The 15,732-nt window shown below is 61.1% G+C and carries 10 protein-coding genes; 4 read left to right on the forward strand and 6 right to left on the reverse strand.

Annotated features, from left to right (window positions below; translation table 11 throughout):
* Positions 1 to 15 precede the first annotated feature (15 nt).
* Together G5134_RS04850 and G5134_RS04855 are read left to right on the forward strand one after the other, a co-directional pair.
* Positions 16 to 474 (forward strand): serine protease chaperone, encoded by a 459-nt coding sequence (locus tag G5134_RS04850; protein ID WP_017764168.1) that lies wholly within the window; start codon positions 16 to 18, stop codon positions 472 to 474.
* 414 nt (positions 475 to 888) lie between these two features.
* On the forward strand, positions 889 to 3,270 hold the full coding sequence (locus tag G5134_RS04855; RefSeq protein WP_065017947.1) for a beta-glucosidase family protein: 2,382 nt from the start codon (positions 889 to 891) through the stop codon (positions 3,268 to 3,270).
* Between the two features lie 62 nt (positions 3,271 to 3,332).
* Here G5134_RS04855 and G5134_RS04860 read toward each other — a convergent pair whose 3' ends face one another.
* On the reverse strand, positions 3,333 to 4,310 hold the full coding sequence (locus G5134_RS04860) for an AraC family transcriptional regulator (protein ID WP_065017946.1): 978 nt from the start codon (positions 4,308 to 4,310) through the stop codon (positions 3,333 to 3,335).
* A gap of 282 nt (positions 4,311 to 4,592) precedes the next feature.
* Complete coding sequence (gene ppsA, locus G5134_RS04865) at positions 4,593 to 6,971, reverse strand: phosphoenolpyruvate synthase (RefSeq protein ID WP_065017945.1); 2,379 nt, start codon at positions 6,969 to 6,971, stop codon at positions 4,593 to 4,595.
* 308 nt (positions 6,972 to 7,279) lie between these two features.
* On the opposite strand from ppsA, the gene ppsR reads away from it, so the two are divergent.
* Positions 7,280 to 8,092, forward strand: a complete 813-nt coding sequence (gene ppsR, locus G5134_RS04870) for a posphoenolpyruvate synthetase regulatory kinase/phosphorylase PpsR (RefSeq protein WP_005302533.1) — start codon at positions 7,280 to 7,282, stop codon at positions 8,090 to 8,092.
* Between the two features lie 90 nt (positions 8,093 to 8,182).
* Here the strand turns inward: ppsR and G5134_RS04875 are convergent, their stop codons facing one another.
* Positions 8,183 to 8,470 (reverse strand): hypothetical protein, encoded by a 288-nt coding sequence (locus tag G5134_RS04875; protein WP_005302535.1) that lies wholly within the window; start codon positions 8,468 to 8,470, stop codon positions 8,183 to 8,185.
* Positions 8,471 to 8,832: 362 nt separating this feature from the next.
* Here G5134_RS04875 and G5134_RS04880 point away from each other — a divergent pair, with 362 nt between their 5' ends.
* A complete protein-coding gene (locus G5134_RS04880; RefSeq protein ID WP_010633582.1) occupies positions 8,833 to 10,209 on the forward strand; it encodes an amino acid permease in 1,377 nt (458 codons plus the stop codon).
* 269 nt (positions 10,210 to 10,478) lie between these two features.
* Here the strand turns inward: G5134_RS04880 and G5134_RS04885 are convergent, their stop codons facing one another.
* The 3 genes from G5134_RS04885 to G5134_RS04895 form a co-directional block, all read right to left on the reverse strand.
* On the reverse strand, positions 10,479 to 11,183 hold the full coding sequence (locus tag G5134_RS04885; protein ID WP_024943450.1) for an SIMPL domain-containing protein: 705 nt from the start codon (positions 11,181 to 11,183) through the stop codon (positions 10,479 to 10,481).
* A gap of 56 nt (positions 11,184 to 11,239) precedes the next feature.
* Positions 11,240 to 11,797, reverse strand: a complete 558-nt coding sequence (locus G5134_RS04890; protein ID WP_065017944.1) for a hypothetical protein — start codon at positions 11,795 to 11,797, stop codon at positions 11,240 to 11,242.
* A gap of 86 nt (positions 11,798 to 11,883) precedes the next feature.
* A complete protein-coding gene (locus G5134_RS04895; protein WP_421231910.1) occupies positions 11,884 to 15,708 on the reverse strand; it encodes a DUF5801 repeats-in-toxin domain-containing protein in 3,825 nt (1,274 codons plus the stop codon).
* Positions 15,709 to 15,732 lie beyond the last annotated feature (24 nt).

Below are 15,732 nucleotides of genomic sequence, written 5' to 3' on the forward strand. Positions count from 1 at the left end.
ACAAGGAGTCACAAGATGAAACACAGCTTACTCGGCCTGGCCCTGGCCGGCCTCCTGGCTTCGGCCGGCGTGCACGCCGCCGATGAATCGGTGGTGATCGACGGCAAGCAGTACCGCACCATAGAGGTGAACGGTCAGACCTACCTCACCCCGGACAACGGCAGCAAGCAGCGAGTCGCCCGCAGCGCAGACGGCAAGGCGCCCCGGCAAACCCTGCGCAGCGGCGACGTGCTGCTGCAAGGGGTGGCCAGCCCTGAGCTCACCGCCAGCGGCACCCTGCTGGTGGAAGCCGATGACAACCAGGCCAGCGCGCTGGCCAGCCGGCACGGCCTGCGCTTCAAGCAGAGCAGCGGCGGCATCGCCCTGCTGGAAGCCAAGCCGGGCACCGATCTGAACGCCGTCGCCACGGCGCTCAAGCAGGAGGGGGTCAAGGTGCAGATTGAACTCGCCGGGGCCCTCAAACGGCCCAAGTGAGCCGCTCCGGGCCAGCGCCCGGACGCTTTGACTTATCTTCGAGGGGGCCGCCGGCCCCCTCGCGTATTGCCCGCAGCCAGCGTCATTGGCCATCAGGCCACCCGTTTTCCCGCATCTTTCCCGCCCTTTCCCCCTCTTGCCACCCTTGGCTTGACGCCGTCTTTCGATGCGACCTTGCTCACAACTCGGCACCCTTGCTCCCGCCGGCACATTTCTCGCTCCCCCGGGGCAAGGCGGCCATCGCCCGGCTTGTTAACCTGCCAGCAGCCAAACGCCTGCCCACGGGTCCGTTTGGTCTTCCTTGCGATATCCAATGGCAGCCGCCAGCAGAGCGGCCCAGCCCGGGCGGATGCCTTGCACCCGGTGTCGATATCTCCTTTTTATTTTTATTCAGACAGTTACGAGGACGTCTTCATGCCTATCACCACAAAATTGAAAGCGGTTTCACTGGGGGTCAGCCTGGCGCTGGCCGGCCTGCTGGTCGGTTGCAACCAGAATGATTCGGATCCCCTGGTCAAGGACGATGCCTATTACCGCGGCCAGGCCGAGGCCATGGTGGCCAGGCTGACCCTCGGCGAGAAGCTGGACCTGCTCTCCGGCCCCGGTTACGGCAGTGCCAACGGCGCCATCAACGTCAAGCAGGATGTGCCCGGCGTGGCGGGTTACATCAACGGCGTGCTGCGCAGCGCAGACGGCATCGACATTCCGGCCCTCAAACTGGCCGACGGGCCGGCCGGGGTGCGGATCAACGCCAACCGCGACGGTGACAGCGCCAGCTACTACGCCACCGCCTGGCCCATCGGCTCACTGCTCGCCTCCAGCTGGGATGTCAAGCTGGTCAAGGCTGTCGGCGAAGCCATGGGGGACGAGGTGCGCCAGTACGGAGTCGACATCCTGCTGGCCCCGGGCATGAACATCCAGCGCAACCCGCTCAATGGCCGCAACTTCGAGTACTACTCGGAAGATCCCCTGCTCACCGGCAAAATCGGCGCCGCCATGGTCAACGGGGTGGAGAGCAACGGGGTGGGCACCACCATCAAGCACTACTTCGGCAACAACTCAGAGACCAACCGCAACCAGATCAACGACATCGGCGAACCGAGAACCTTCCGCGAGATCTATCTGCGCGGCTTCCAGATCGCGGTGGACGAGGCCCAGCCCTGGGCGGTGATGACCTCCTACAACAAGGTCAACGGCACCTATGTCAACGAGCGCAGGGATGCGGTAACCGACCTGCTGCGCGGCGAGTGGAAGTTCGACGGCCTGGTGATGTCCGACTGGTTTGCCGGCGATGTGGCCAACAACGCCTACAAGCAGGTGCTGGCGGGACAAGATTTGATCGAGCCGGGCAACGTCAAGGAGCAGTTGCAGCAATCCATCGAGCAGGGCGATCTCGACGAGGCCAAGGTGAACGAGGCCGCCATCCACATCCTGACCCAGGTGATGAAGAGCCCCTCCTACAACCAGCTGGCCATCAGCAACAGCCCGGATCTGACCGCCCACGCCAAACTGGCCCGTCAGGCCGGCGCCGAGAGCATGGTGCTGCTGCGCAACGAGGCCGCGGCCCTGCCGCTTTCGGCAAGCAGCACGCTGGCCAGTTTTGGCATCAACCAGATCAACACCTACAAGGGCGGCACCGGCAGCGGGGATGTGAACGCCGCCAGCACCGCCACCATCGCGCAGGGACTGGCGGCACGCTTCCCGGTCAACGAGGCGCTGCAGAGCTACTACCGCGATTTTTACGAGAACAACAAGGTCTACCACGAGGGGCAATTTGGCGCCAAGGGCTACTACACCTGCGCCGAGGCACCGATCAGCGGCGAACTGGCAGCCCTGATCGCCAATGCGGCCACCACCCAGCAAGCCGCCGTCATCAGCATCGGCCGCCAGGCCGGGGAAGGGGCGGATCGCAGCAGCGGCAAGGGGGACTATCTGCTCGGTGATGACGAACGCGCCCTCATCGACGCGGTGAGCAGCGCCTTCCACGCCCAGGGCAAGAAGGTGGTGGTGGTGCTCAACGTCAACGGCGTCATCGACACCACCCAGTGGAGCGACAAGGTGGATGGCATCCTGCTGGCCTACATGGCTGGCCAGGAGACCGGTCACGCGGTGGCGGACGTGCTCTCCGGCGCGGTCAACCCGAGCGGCAAGCTGGCCCAGAGCTTCCCGCACAGCTACGCCAGCGTCCCCTCCGCCGGCACCTTCCCGGGCGAGGACACCGACGGGGACGGCGAACCGGACGATCTCTACTACAACGAGGGGATCTACGTGGGCTATCGCTACTACAGCACCTTCGAGCAGGCGGTCTCCTACCCGTTCGGCTTCGGTCTCTCCTACACCAGCTTCAGCTACACCAGCCCCGCCATCGCCAGCAATACCCTGGAGGGTGGCAGCGCCGGCAGCCTGGTGCTGACCGCCACCATCACCAACACCGGCGCCGTGGCAGGCAAGGAGGCGGCCCAGGTCTATGTGACAGCCCCCGAGGTCAAGCTGAAGAAACCGCTCATCGAGCTCAAGGCCTTTGCCAAGACGGCGCAGCTGGCACCGGGGGCCAGCGAACAGCTGAGCTTCACCATTCCGGCCAGCATCCTTGCCAGCTTCGATGAGACCAGCAACCAGTGGATCGTGGAGCCGGGCCGCTACAGCGCCTACATCAGCCCCTCGTCGGATGTCTTTGCCAGCACGCCGGTCAGCTTCACGGTGAGCAAGGAGATAGTGGTGAGCAACACCACGCCGGGGGCGCTGGCACTGCCGGCCGGGGTGGATCCCGCCAGCGTCACCACCATCACCCGCTAACATGGGCAGGCAAGGCCCAGCAATGACCCGACCACGGGACCGGCCTTGCGCCGGTCCCGTTCTTATTGGCGGGCGTTGCGATAGGCCAGCGGCGTCATCCGGGTGTTGGCCTTGAAAAAGCGGTTGAAGGCGCTCTGGGACGAGAAGCCGACCCGATCGCTGATGTTCTGCAGCGGTTGATCCCCCTCGCCCAGCAAGCGGCAGGCTTCGCTCACCCGCGCCTCTCTGAGCAGGGTCGAGAAGCTGCTCCCCTCCCCCTGCAATTTGCGATTCAAAGTCCAGCGGCTGACATTCATGGCCGCGCACACCTCCTTGAGTAGGCTCTCGTCGCTCTCCAGTTCCCCTTCCCGGATCTTGTGGCGGATCCGCTCCCCCACCAGACAGGCAAAGGGGGTCCGCTCGGCGATATCGGCACAGATCTGCGCCAGCTGGGCCAGTTGCAGATGACCCAGCGGCTCGTTGTAGCAGTGACTGGGGCAGTCGAGCTGGCCGTTGTCGATAGTCAGGGTGTTTTCCCCCTGCTCCCAGCGGCAACGGGTTCCAAAGAATTGATCCAGCAGCTGATGGCGCGGTGGCGGTCGCCCCGTGAAGCCCACCGAGACCCGGGGATCCGCCAGATAGACCCGCAAAATCCGGTAGAGCATGATGAAGTTGGGGATGGCCTGGCTCGCCCCCAGGCTGGCAGGCCCCTGATTGACATACAGGTATTGGCTGGCCTGCGCACCCCGCCGCACCCGCAGCTCGTCACAACTGCCGATGATGGGACGATAGGCCAGCAGCACCTCGAGCGCCGCCCGCGGCGAGGGCTGGTTCAGGCACAGGCTGATGAGGGGTGGATAGTGCTGGTAGAGCTGGCCGATGTCGTAGGAGAGGATGGTCTCGTGAAAACTGGCCAGATAGGGCTGCATCAGTTGCAGCATCCGGTAGTGGCTGTGGGCCGGCAGCCGGCCCTGTTCCCGCTCGATGTCGAACGACGTGAGGCCGCCCGCCATCAGAATGGCATCGGGATCGCCCCCCTGCTGCTGGCAGGCGCCCAGCATTCGTCTGATCACCTGGTTTGATACGCTCTGTGACATCTGCCGTCCTGGCCTCCGTGCTGACAGGAAACTGCTCGTGATCCCCCGGCCTGCCACCCCGTGCAGCGGGCTGGCGGGACCATTATGGGGCGGTTGCAAAGCGGGCAGATGTAACGGAGTGTAAAAGCACGCGCCAGCGCGCCATTTTGGGCACATGTGGCCGCCATATCGGACCAGTTGCGTCAGGTTCGGTCATGAAAAATGGCGCCCATGGGCGCCATTTTGATGGGGGCAGTGCAGCCTGCGTCAGCTCGCCTTGTGCTGCTCGGCCAGATAGAGCCAGGTATCGACCACGGTATCCGGGTTGAGGGACACAGAGTCGATGCCCTGCTCAACCAGCCAGGCGGCGAAGTCCGGGTGATCGGACGGCCCCTGGCCGCAGATCCCCACGTACTTGCCCGCCTTGCGGGCGGCGGCAATGGCCATCGCCAGCAGCGCCTTGACCGCCTCGTTGCGCTCGTCGAACAGGTGGGCGATAAGGCCCGAGTCCCTGTCAAGTCCAAGGGTGAGCTGGGTCATGTCGTTGGAGCCGATGGAGAAGCCGTCCACGTGTTCGAGGAACTTGTCTGCCAGCAGGGCGTTGCTCGGGATTTCGCACATCATGATCACCTTGAGCCCCCGCTCGCCACGGCGCAGACCGTTCTCACCGAGGATGTCGATCACCTGCTCCGCCTCGCTCACGGTGCGCACGAAGGGGATCATCACCTCGACGTTGGTCAGCCCCATGACATCACGCACCCGCTTGATCGCCTCGCACTCGAGGGCAAAACAGGGGCGGAAGCTGTCGGCGATATAGCGCGACGCACCGCGAAAACCGATCATCGGGTTCTCTTCGTGAGGCTCGTAGTCACGACCGCCCACCAGGTTGGCGTACTCGTTGGACTTGAAGTCCGACATCCGCACGATCACCCGCTCTGGCCAGAAGGCAGCGGCCAGGGTGGCGATGCCCTCGGTCAGCTTGGCCACGTAGAACTCACGCGGGCTCTCGTAGCCGGCGATCATCTTGCCGATGGTGGCCTTGAGCTCGGGGCTCTGCTGGTCGAATTCCAGCAGCGCCTTGGGGTGCACCCCGATCATCCGGTTGATGATGAACTCCAGGCGGGCCAGACCGACACCGGCATTCGGCAGCTGGGCGAAGTCGAATGCCCTGTCCGGGTTGCCGACGTTCATCATGATCTTGATGGGCAGGCGTGGCATGTTGCCCACCTCGGTCACCGCCACGTCGAAGTCGAGCTCGCCGTCGTAGATGAAACCGGTATCCCCTTCCGCGCAGGAGACGGTAATGAGCTGGCCCGGTTCAATGCGCTTGGTGGCATCACCGCAACCCACCACCGCCGGAATGCCCAGTTCGCGGGCGATGATGGCGGCGTGACAGGTACGCCCGCCCCGGTTGGTGACGATGGCGGAGGCCCGCTTCATGATGGGCTCCCAGTCCGGGTCGGTCATGTCGGTGACCAGCACGTCGCCGGGCTGCACTTCGTCCATCTGGCTGATGGAGGAGATGACCCGCGCCGGGCCCGCGCCGATCTTGTGGCCGATGGCGCGCCCCTCGATCAGCACCTTGCCCGCTTGCTTGAGGGCAAAACGCTCGAGGGTGTTGGCCTCCTGGCGGCTGCGCACGGTTTCCGGGCGGGCCTGGACGATGTAGAGCTTGCCATCCTGCCCATCCTTGGCCCACTCGATGTCCATCGGGCGGCCGTAGTGCTGCTCGATGATGAGGGCCTGCTTGGCCAGCTCCATCACCTCGGCATCCGTGATGCAGAAGCGGCTGCGCTCGGCCTCATCGGTATCGACAATCTGCACCTGACGGCCGTGGCTGGCATCGCCGGAATAGGTCATCTTGATGAGCTTGGAGCCGAGGGTCTTGCGCACCACCGCCGGGCGTCCTGCCTTGAGGGTCGGTTTGTGCACGTAGAACTCGTCGGGGTTGACGGCACCCTGCACCACCATCTCGCCAAGGCCCTGGGCGCCGGTGATGAACACCACATCGTTGAAGCCCGACTCGGTATCCAGGGTGAACATGACGCCGGAGGCGGCGAGATCCGAGCGCACCATGCGCTGGATCCCGGCCGACAGGGCGACACCCTTGTGGTCATAGCCCTGATGCACCCGATAGGAGATGGCGCGATCGTTGAACAGTGAAGCAAACACATGCTTGACGGCAATCATGACGGCGTCGATGCCGCGCACGTTGAGGAAGGTCTCCTGCTGGCCGGCAAAGGAGGCATCCGGCATGTCCTCGGCAGTGGCGGAGGAGCGCACCGCAAAGGAAGCGTCAAGCCCGCCGCTGAGCTTGTCGTAGGCAACCCGGATCGCCTGCTCCAGCTCGCTCTGGAACGGGGCCTCGATCACCCAGTCACGGATCTGCTGGCCAGCCCGGTTGAGGGCGGCGATGTCGTCCACATCCAGGCTGTCGAGCAGATCGTGGATCTTGCCGTTGAGGCCGCTTGACTCCAGAAACTCGTTAAACGCAAAGGCGGTGGTGGCAAACCCGCCCGGCACGGAAACTCCGGCACCAGAGAGGTTGCTGATCATCTCGCCAAGGGATGCATTTTTGCCGCCAACTCGTTCTACATCCTGCATTCCGAGTTGCTCGTACCAGAGTACGTACTGTTGCACTTGCATGTCTCCAGGTTGGTGGGCACTGTGCCGCCATGGCACCTTGTGCGCCAGTTTATGTGCGTTATTGTCTGTTTCTACTGTTGCCAACGACCATGAAAACGTTTTCTACTTATTGTCAAAAAAATCCCCGAGCAAGATTTGGGGATGGTCGAATGACACAGACATTCTACAATGCCAACACAAAAAGGTAACGACTCAGGTTTGCAAGCCACTTCACAACTTGGGCACGGCAGACCGGTTGACAAAAACGATATGGTTTCGAGAGATACTTCTTGCCAGCCAGCTCGCCGACCCCCTCACAGGAGCCCCCAGTGCACACCGTATTCTATGTTTCAGACGGCACCGCCATCACAGCCGAAGTGTTCGGTCACGCCGTGTTGAGCCAGTTTCCGCTGGCCTTCGAGCAGATCACCATCCCCTTTGTCGAAACCCTGGAGAAGGCACGCCAGGTACGGATGCGCATCGACGAGCAGTTCCGCCAGACCGGGGTACGCCCCATTTTGTTCCACACCATTGTCGATCATCAGGTGCGCGAGGAGGTGCTCAAGGCCCAGGCCAGCAGCCACGACTTTCTCAACACCTTCGTCAGCCCGCTGGAACACGAGCTCGGGGTGAAGGCCGAACCCAGGCTGCACCGCACCCACGGCATGGAGAACCGCAAGCTCTATGACGACCGCATCGAGGCGGTCAACTTCGCGCTGGCCAACGACGATGGCATCACCACCAAGGAGTATGAGGAGGCCGACATCATCCTGATCGGGGTCTCCCGCTGCGGCAAAACCCCGACCAGCCTCTATCTGGCGCTGCAGTTCGGCATTCGCGCCGCCAACTACCCCTTCATCGAGCAGGACATGGGGGTCCTGGATCTGCCGGCCGCCCTCAAGGCCAATCGCCACAAGCTGTTCGGCCTCACCATCGCCCCCCAGCGGCTGCACGAGATCCGCAACCAGCGCCGCGCCAACAGCCGCTACTCCTCGCTGGAACAGTGCGAACAGGAGCTGGCCTGCGTCGAGCGGCTGTTTCGCCAGGAGGCGATCCGCTTCCTCGACACCAGCTCCCACTCGGTGGAGGAGATCAGCGCCAAGATCCTCGAGGCCACCGGCCTGCGTCGTCAGCTTTATTGAGAAACGCCGCGCGCCGGCAAGCTGGCGATACGGCAAACGACCATAAAAAAGCGCCGGATACATCTGTATCCGGCGCTTGTGGACTGAACCTCAACGGGATTGGGAGCCCGGGCGGTTCAGCTCTCTGTTGTTCATCAGCATGGCGTAGAAGTTGAGCACACCGTGACGCCGCCGTACCCGTTCAGTCAGCCAGAGGGCCGGCAGCAGGCCGATGGCACCGGCGATCAACAAGACAGTCCGCAGGTGCATCACCAGATAGTCATCACCCTGTACGGCCCACACCAGCAGGCATCCCGCCGCCATGGTCAGCAGCAGGGGCGAAAGCCACACGGTCAGCCACAGCGCGACGGCCAGCAAGCTGCCAATAATACGTTGCATGAAGCGCATCCTTGTTGCACGGGAGGTTTCATAAAACAGGAAATACCAGAAGAGTCAACCGAGCAGCATTCGATTGCTCACAATACAGCCAAACACTTCCCTGCCAGCTTCGCCATTCCTTAAAAACCTGCCTTTCGCCGAAAAAACCAGCGAATGATGAGGAAAACAGGTGCATCAGCGATGGATTATCACTATTCTGCTTCCGTTGGTAGTCGCCATAAAAAACAGAAAGCGACTCACTGTAACGAAATAAATACGGACTTCGTCACGTTTCAGGCACGCTTTGCCGTGCACGGTCACATGGAGTGACCCGACGGGCGAGATGACAGACGAATGATTTCAGAAGACGTAAGGAAGGAAGAATGGATCTTCAACAAAACGGTGAGGAGCTGAAGCGCGGTTTGAAAAACCGCCATATCCAGCTCATCGCACTGGGCGGCGCCATCGGCACCGGCCTGTTTCTCGGCATTGCCCAGACCATCAAGATGGCGGGCCCCTCCGTGCTGCTTGGCTATGCCATCGGCGGTTTTATTGCCTTCCTGATCATGCGCCAGCTGGGCGAGATGGTGGTGGAAGAGCCGGTAGCAGGCTCCTTCAGCCACTTCGCCTACAAATACTGGGGTGACTTCGCCGGTTTTGCCTCCGGCTGGAACTACTGGGTGCTCTATGTGCTGGTGAGCATGGCCGAGCTGACCGCGGTGGGCATTTATGTTCAGTACTGGTGGCCCGAGATCCCGACCTGGATGTCGGCGGCCTTCTTCTTCGTGCTGATCAACGCCATCAACCTCTCCAACGTCAAGGCGTTTGGCGAGATGGAGTTCTGGTTTGCCATCATCAAGGTGGTGGCCATCATCGGCATGATAGGCTTTGGCGGCTACCTGCTGGCCAGCGGCAACGGCGGCCCGGACGCCAGCGTCAGCAACCTCTGGGCCCAGGGCGGCTTCTTCCCCAACGGCATCAGCGGTCTGGTGATGGCGATGGCGGTGATCATGTTCTCGTTCGGCGGGCTCGAGCTGGTCGGCATCACGGCCGCCGAGGCCGACAATCCCGAGAAGAGCATCCCCAAGGCCACCAATCAGGTGATCTACCGGATCCTCATCTTCTACATCGGCGCCCTGGCCGTGCTGATGTCCCTCTACCCCTGGGGCAAGGTGGTAGAAGGCGGCAGTCCCTTCGTCATGATCTTCCACGCACTGGACAGCAATCTGGTAGCCACCGTGCTCAACATGGTGGTACTGACCGCAGCCCTGTCGGTTTACAACAGCTGTGTCTACTGCAACAGCCGCATGCTGTTTGGTCTGGCCAAGCAGGGCAACGGCCCGCGCAGCCTGCTCAAGACCAACAAGAGCGGTGTGCCTGTGGTGGCCATCTCCGTCTCCGCGGCGGCAACCCTGCTGTGCGTACTCATCAACTACCTGATGCCGGGCAAGGCGTTCGAGCTGTTGATGGCGCTGGTGGTCTCCGCCCTGGTCATCAACTGGGCCATGATAAGCCTCGCGCACCTGAAGTTTCGCAAGAGCAAGCAGGCCGAAGGCGTGGTTCCCAAGTTCAAGGCGTTCTGGTATCCGTTCGGCAATTATCTCTGCCTCGCCTTCATGGCCGGCATCCTGGTCATCATGTATCTGACCCCGGGCATCCAGATCTCGGTACTGCTCATCCCGGTCTGGATCATCGTGCTGGCCATCGGCTATCAATTCAAACAAAAGCGCCAGGCTCGCGTCGCGGCCAACCTGGGTTGATGGCATCAACTTCATCGCCCCTAAAAAGCCGGTCACTGACCGGCTTTTTTCTAGCTGGCGCTCCCTCCGCGAACCAACATCCATATCGGCCCCCCCTCTTCACCTATGCAGATGACACCATATGCAGATGGCCCAAGGCCAGGGTCAGCCTCAAGCGCGGGCCGCCACATCCCGCCAAAGTCTGCCAGCAAGAAGGCTTCTCCCTGAAAGCAACAAGCCCGAGACACTGGGCTCGGGCTTGGAGACGACAAGGGGCGAAAGCCGCTGGATTATTCCAGCAGGAAGACGGCTTCCACGTTGTCGGTAATGCTGATCTGCTGCTGTTGATAGCTGTTTTCCATCATGTCGGCGGCGGGCGACATGGCGGCAGCCTTGAGGGCCCGGCTGTAGATCGGCATGGGGGTATTGTTGCGATATTCGACGCTGTAAACCTTGCCGAGCTTCATGCCAAATGCCTTGGCCAGCGACTCTGCCTTGCTTCTGGCATCCTCAACCGCACCGAGGCGAGCCTGTTCTTTCATGGCTTGCGGAGCCTTGAGGCCGTATTCAATCTGGGAAACGGACTCCAGCCCGGCCTTGAGCGCGGTGTCCATCAGCTCGCTCAGCTTGTCGAGTTGATAGAGCTTGACCGCCAGCTGGCGCTGAGCACGATAACCCACAAGTTCCGGCTTCTTGTTCTGCGGATACTGATACTCCGGGGAGATCACCAGATTGCCCGCCTCAACGTCAGTGCGCTTGATGCCCAGCCCTTCGAGCTGGCCAAAGAAGGCGGCAACCTTGCCATCCACCTGCTGTTTGGCCTTGATGCCCTGTTTCTCCAGCGCTGTCACGGAGACATTCAGGGTCAGCATGTCGGGCTCTGCTTTTTGCTCGGCATAGCCGCTCACCACCAGATGGGGAGCCTGCGGCACTTCGATGGCAAACAGGGGAGCACTGACCACCAGAGCGGACAGGGTAAGAAGGGGACGCCACATAAAAAAAGACCTCAATCTATTGGAGTGAGGTCATTATGCCCGTCGCCGAATGGGATTCATATATCGTGCAACGGCGGGATCTGATCCAGTACCTGATTGGTCATGTCGATATTGATGCTGATCTCACTGCCAGCCGGCTCCGGATGGCCAGCCGTTACGGGGGAGGCACTGCGGGAGTTGAGCAACACATCATCATCAAAGTGGAAGGAGTCCCACGACAGAACGTGTCCGGCAAGCGGGGGGACCGGGTCTGCCATGGTATCCACCGTCAGAGGGGCGCAGTCGATGTTGTCGGAATGACCGAGCAGATCCTGCAGGCTGATATCGCTCAGACTTTGCAGCGTATACTCCTGCTCCCCCTGCTCATGGCCAACCAGCACCATCATATGAGGTGGCTGCTCACCCTGGGCCGGCGTGAAGGAAATGGTTGCCGCTGCAAAGTCCACATTCAGTGAACCCGCCACCTCGCCATCATCGCTCTCCAGATCCAGCGCATCAATCCGATCACCCGCCATCGTGGCGTGATAGCCAAACTGGCCGGTACAGGTAATGCTGCCCTGCCCGTCCCAGCTATAGCGAATGCCATCGATATCGATCCAATTAAATGACTGCATGGTGACCCTCTCCTGTACTGCCGCTATCTTAGCCGCCCCCTCAGTCAAAAAACAGGGGCCAGGCATGGCCCGGCCCCGTTCACTGGTTACGGATCAACCTTGAGGTTGCCGTCATCCAGCAGTTGCTTGATGATGTCGTGGTTGGTTGTGAGCCCTCCGTTTTGATCCAGATCCAGGTTGCCCTGGAACTGGACGGTCAATTGAGAGCCGCCACTCGCCGATCCGTTCGTGTCTATGGTCAGCTTGTTGGTCGTGGTGTCGAACTGCAGATAGTTGTTGAGCACCGTGGCCAGATCATTGTTGTTGAACCCCGAGGGGACACCGACCAGCAGATCCGACAGATCCAGCACATCCCCCCCGTTGGACGGGTTGCCCAGCGTGAAGTCGGTAATGGTGTCGGTACTGCCATCCGCATCGCCAGCAATCCACTTGAAGGTATCGCTGCCAGCGCCCCCCGTCATGGTGTCGCTGCCCAGACCACCGATCAGCAGATCGTTGCCATCGCCTCCTTGCAGTATGTCGTTGCCAATTCCGCCGATCAGGGTGTCATTGCCGGATTCCCCATATAGGGTATCGTTGCCGCTGCCACCGTCCAGCACATCATTGCCCGACCCGCCAACCAGAGTGTCTTTGCCTCCCATCCCGTACAGCAGATCATCACCATCACCACCCGACAGGATGTTGTCCAGGCTGTTGCCCGTGATGCTGTCTCCAAAGTCGGACCCGATGGCGTGCCCTTGCGTACTGGTCAGGGTCACATTCACCGCGCTGGCGGAGTCTTCGTAGTCCACGGTAAAGGGAGCATCCGGCAGCAGGCTCAGACCGATGTTGCTGTGAACGGCATCGCCATCGCCATCCGTCAGTGTGACCGGCAACTGCAAGTTGACCGGAACACCCGGGGTCGCCACGCTGGAGCCAAAGTCGCCAATCTTGAAATCGCTCCCTGCGGCATAGTGGAACTCCAGGCTGTTGTAACCATCTGCGGTATACGCCGCCAGTTTGGTATTGGAGATCACCCCGGCAACTGTCGCGACATAAGCCACGCCAGCGGTCGGGTCGTCATCGGTAAAGTTGACCGTGAAGCTGTGGCCTCCTACCGAGACAACCTGGGTCATTCCGGCTCCGATACTGACGATCCTGGTTGAACCGTTGTAGCTGATTGCCACGGCGGTCAGCGACTCCTTGTTGCCATCGCCAATATCGTTGTCATTGTCCACATCCTGACGGGCAACCAGTTTTACACTGGAGCTGTTATTGATCGCCGTAAACAACGCAGAAGCACCATTCACGTCGTAATGAGCCTCAAAGGCATGGGTCTGGTTGGCAAGAACACCGTAGGAGCCACCACTGACCGGGTTGCCGGTCAGATCGATGACAAAGTCTATCCGCATCGCCTCACCCGACCCGACGGATGAACCGCTACTGATCCCCCCCGTGTTGGCAGAGGTGTTGACGGTACCGCCATCCACACCATTGGTCATCGCCGTCAGCAGCAGATCCTTGCTGTTGTCATTCGCTGCCGTATTAAAACCGGCCCAGGACGCATTGCCGCCAACGAAGTTGTAACCCCCGCCGTTGAAGTCGATGGTGGTTTGCCCGCCGTCCACTTCACCAATCATCTGGATCTGATAGGTCCCGGATGCAGGTTGCAGGGTGGCAATGAACACGGTGCCGGCCGCCGTTGTAGCAGTCAGGGTGATACCATCCGACGACAAGGCGTAAGTGATGGGCAAGCCACCCGAGGTCAGGCCACTGCTGCCATTCAGACTGCTGTCAAAGCGGATCGAACCACCATCAGCCCCGTAGTTGTTCAACAGCGAGCCATCGCCATCCAGCAGGAAGGTCTCAGTAAGCCCGGACTGGTTCAGCATGACTCCCATTGCGGGCGTCACGACAAAAGGCAAATCATCTTCAACCTGCACGATGAAATCCCGCACCAGAGTCACATTGTCCGGTCCTTCATGGGCAGTGATCGCGCTGGAGAGGTTCAACGCCTTCAGTTCCAGATCATTGCCATCAGCCTGAGCATGATCTATCGGCCCCTGCAGGGTGAAGGTGTAATCACCATCCGCCTCCACCGCCAGCGTAAAGATCGGTTTGCTGCCGGCCATGGCCACCAGGGTATCCACCCCGAGACCATGGACGATGCTGTAGGTGATCGGCACACCGCCTGAGGTCAACGCCGGCAAGCCTGCTGTGCTGCCAACACCGAAACTGACGCCGGCGCTGTCAATCACCATATGGGCCAGTGAGCCGCCCACGGTTGTCAGGGACGGGTCGTTGCCAGGCAGGCCGGTGGGCAAGCCATCCTCAAATACGGAGGCCGTGATCGGTGTGGTATCCAGCACCAGTATCTTCAGCAAGGCACTGGAGGTGTCACCATCGGCATCCACTATGGTGTAGGTAAAGGTCTCCAACGTATCCACTGCTACATCATTGGGCGGTGTGTAGGAGTAGGAGCCGTCGGCATTGACCACCAACTGACCACCCAGAGGCGTAGTCATGGGACCCGTTGTTCCTCCTTGCACCAGGAAGGTCACGACATTGCCATTGATGCTGTCGGCAACCCCCACATACGCAGCCGGATTGCTGACGGTGAAGCTGACCTGGAACACGGTTGCAGGGGCATCGGCGCCTGCACTGTCCACGCCGGCAGTCGCATCCACATCCGTGATCACATTGCCAGTGGCAGGAGGCGGCACAGTCGCCTGCAAAGTGGCATCCAGGTCATAGATATTGTTGACCAGCGTCACCGCATCCCCGTTGTCCTCCACCAGTCCCAGCTGGGCGATCGCCGAAGCATTGCCGCTCACGTTCAGACCAACGGCGTAAACTTCAACGTTGTTGTTGTTCACAAAGCTGGTCCAGCCGGCGGGGACATTGCCTTCATTGGGAGCACCATCCGACAGGAAATAGACCTTGGTTTCATACCCGGCCAAGGCAGGGTTTGCCAAATCCGTTGTCAGTTGATTCTGCGCCAGTACCAGGGGGGCGTTGTAGTTGGTACCACCGCCATCCGTCGGCAAACCGGAAATGCTGGCCTTGGCCACATCAGGATCACTGGTTTGCGGGATCAGGACTGCACCACTGGCAAAATCAATGACCGTAATGACCAATGGAACCCCCAGCGCCACATACGAGTCGATCATGTGGTTCAGGGCATCCTTGGCCAGTTCCAGACGGTTTGGCGAGCCATTTGACGTCGTACCTATCTGCCACAACATGCTGCCCGAGGTATCGATCACCATGACGAGGTTGAAAGGCGGCAAGCCCGCCTCGGTAATGACGATGCTGTTGTCCTTGGCTGTCGGCACATCGTCCTCAAAGTTGATGTTGCCGCCCAGATCCGCACTCACCGTCCCGGTCGCGGTGTCGTTGTCGCCATCCACCACCGTCACGGTCGCACTCAGCAGCACCTTGCCATTGGCCAGGCTGATGAGGTTGTTGTCGTTGCTGTTGTCCACGTCCTCCGGCAGATGGTCCAGCTCCGCCGACTGCGTCAGCGTCACCGTGCCATTGCTCGCCACGCTGATGCGGAATACCTCCCCGTCCGTGGTCGAGCCCACGATGTCGTTGCCCACTTTGGTCAGGGTGATGGCCAGCCCGTTGCTGGTCAGCCCGCTGTTGCTGTCGGTTACGCTCAGGCTGTAGCCGCTCACCGTGGTAGTGCCCGCACCGTCCGCCCCATAGTTCGGCACCGCCGCTGCCAGGAATGCCGCCGCAAAGCTGCCGGTCGCCGTGTCACTGGCCGCACCGATGGTCTGCGCATCCTGGGTGGTCAGGGTGATGCCACCGTCTGCCACCGCATTGATGGTCACGCTCGGCACATCGTCCTCAAAGTTGATGTTGCCGCCCAGATCCGCACTCACCGTCCCGGTCGCGGTGTCGTTGTCGCCATCCACCACCGTCACGGTCGCACTCAGCAGCACCTTGCC

It is taken from the genome of Aeromonas sp. 600276 (genome assembly GCF_049175815.1).
Classification (GTDB): domain Bacteria; phylum Pseudomonadota; class Gammaproteobacteria; order Enterobacterales; family Aeromonadaceae; genus Aeromonas; species Aeromonas dhakensis.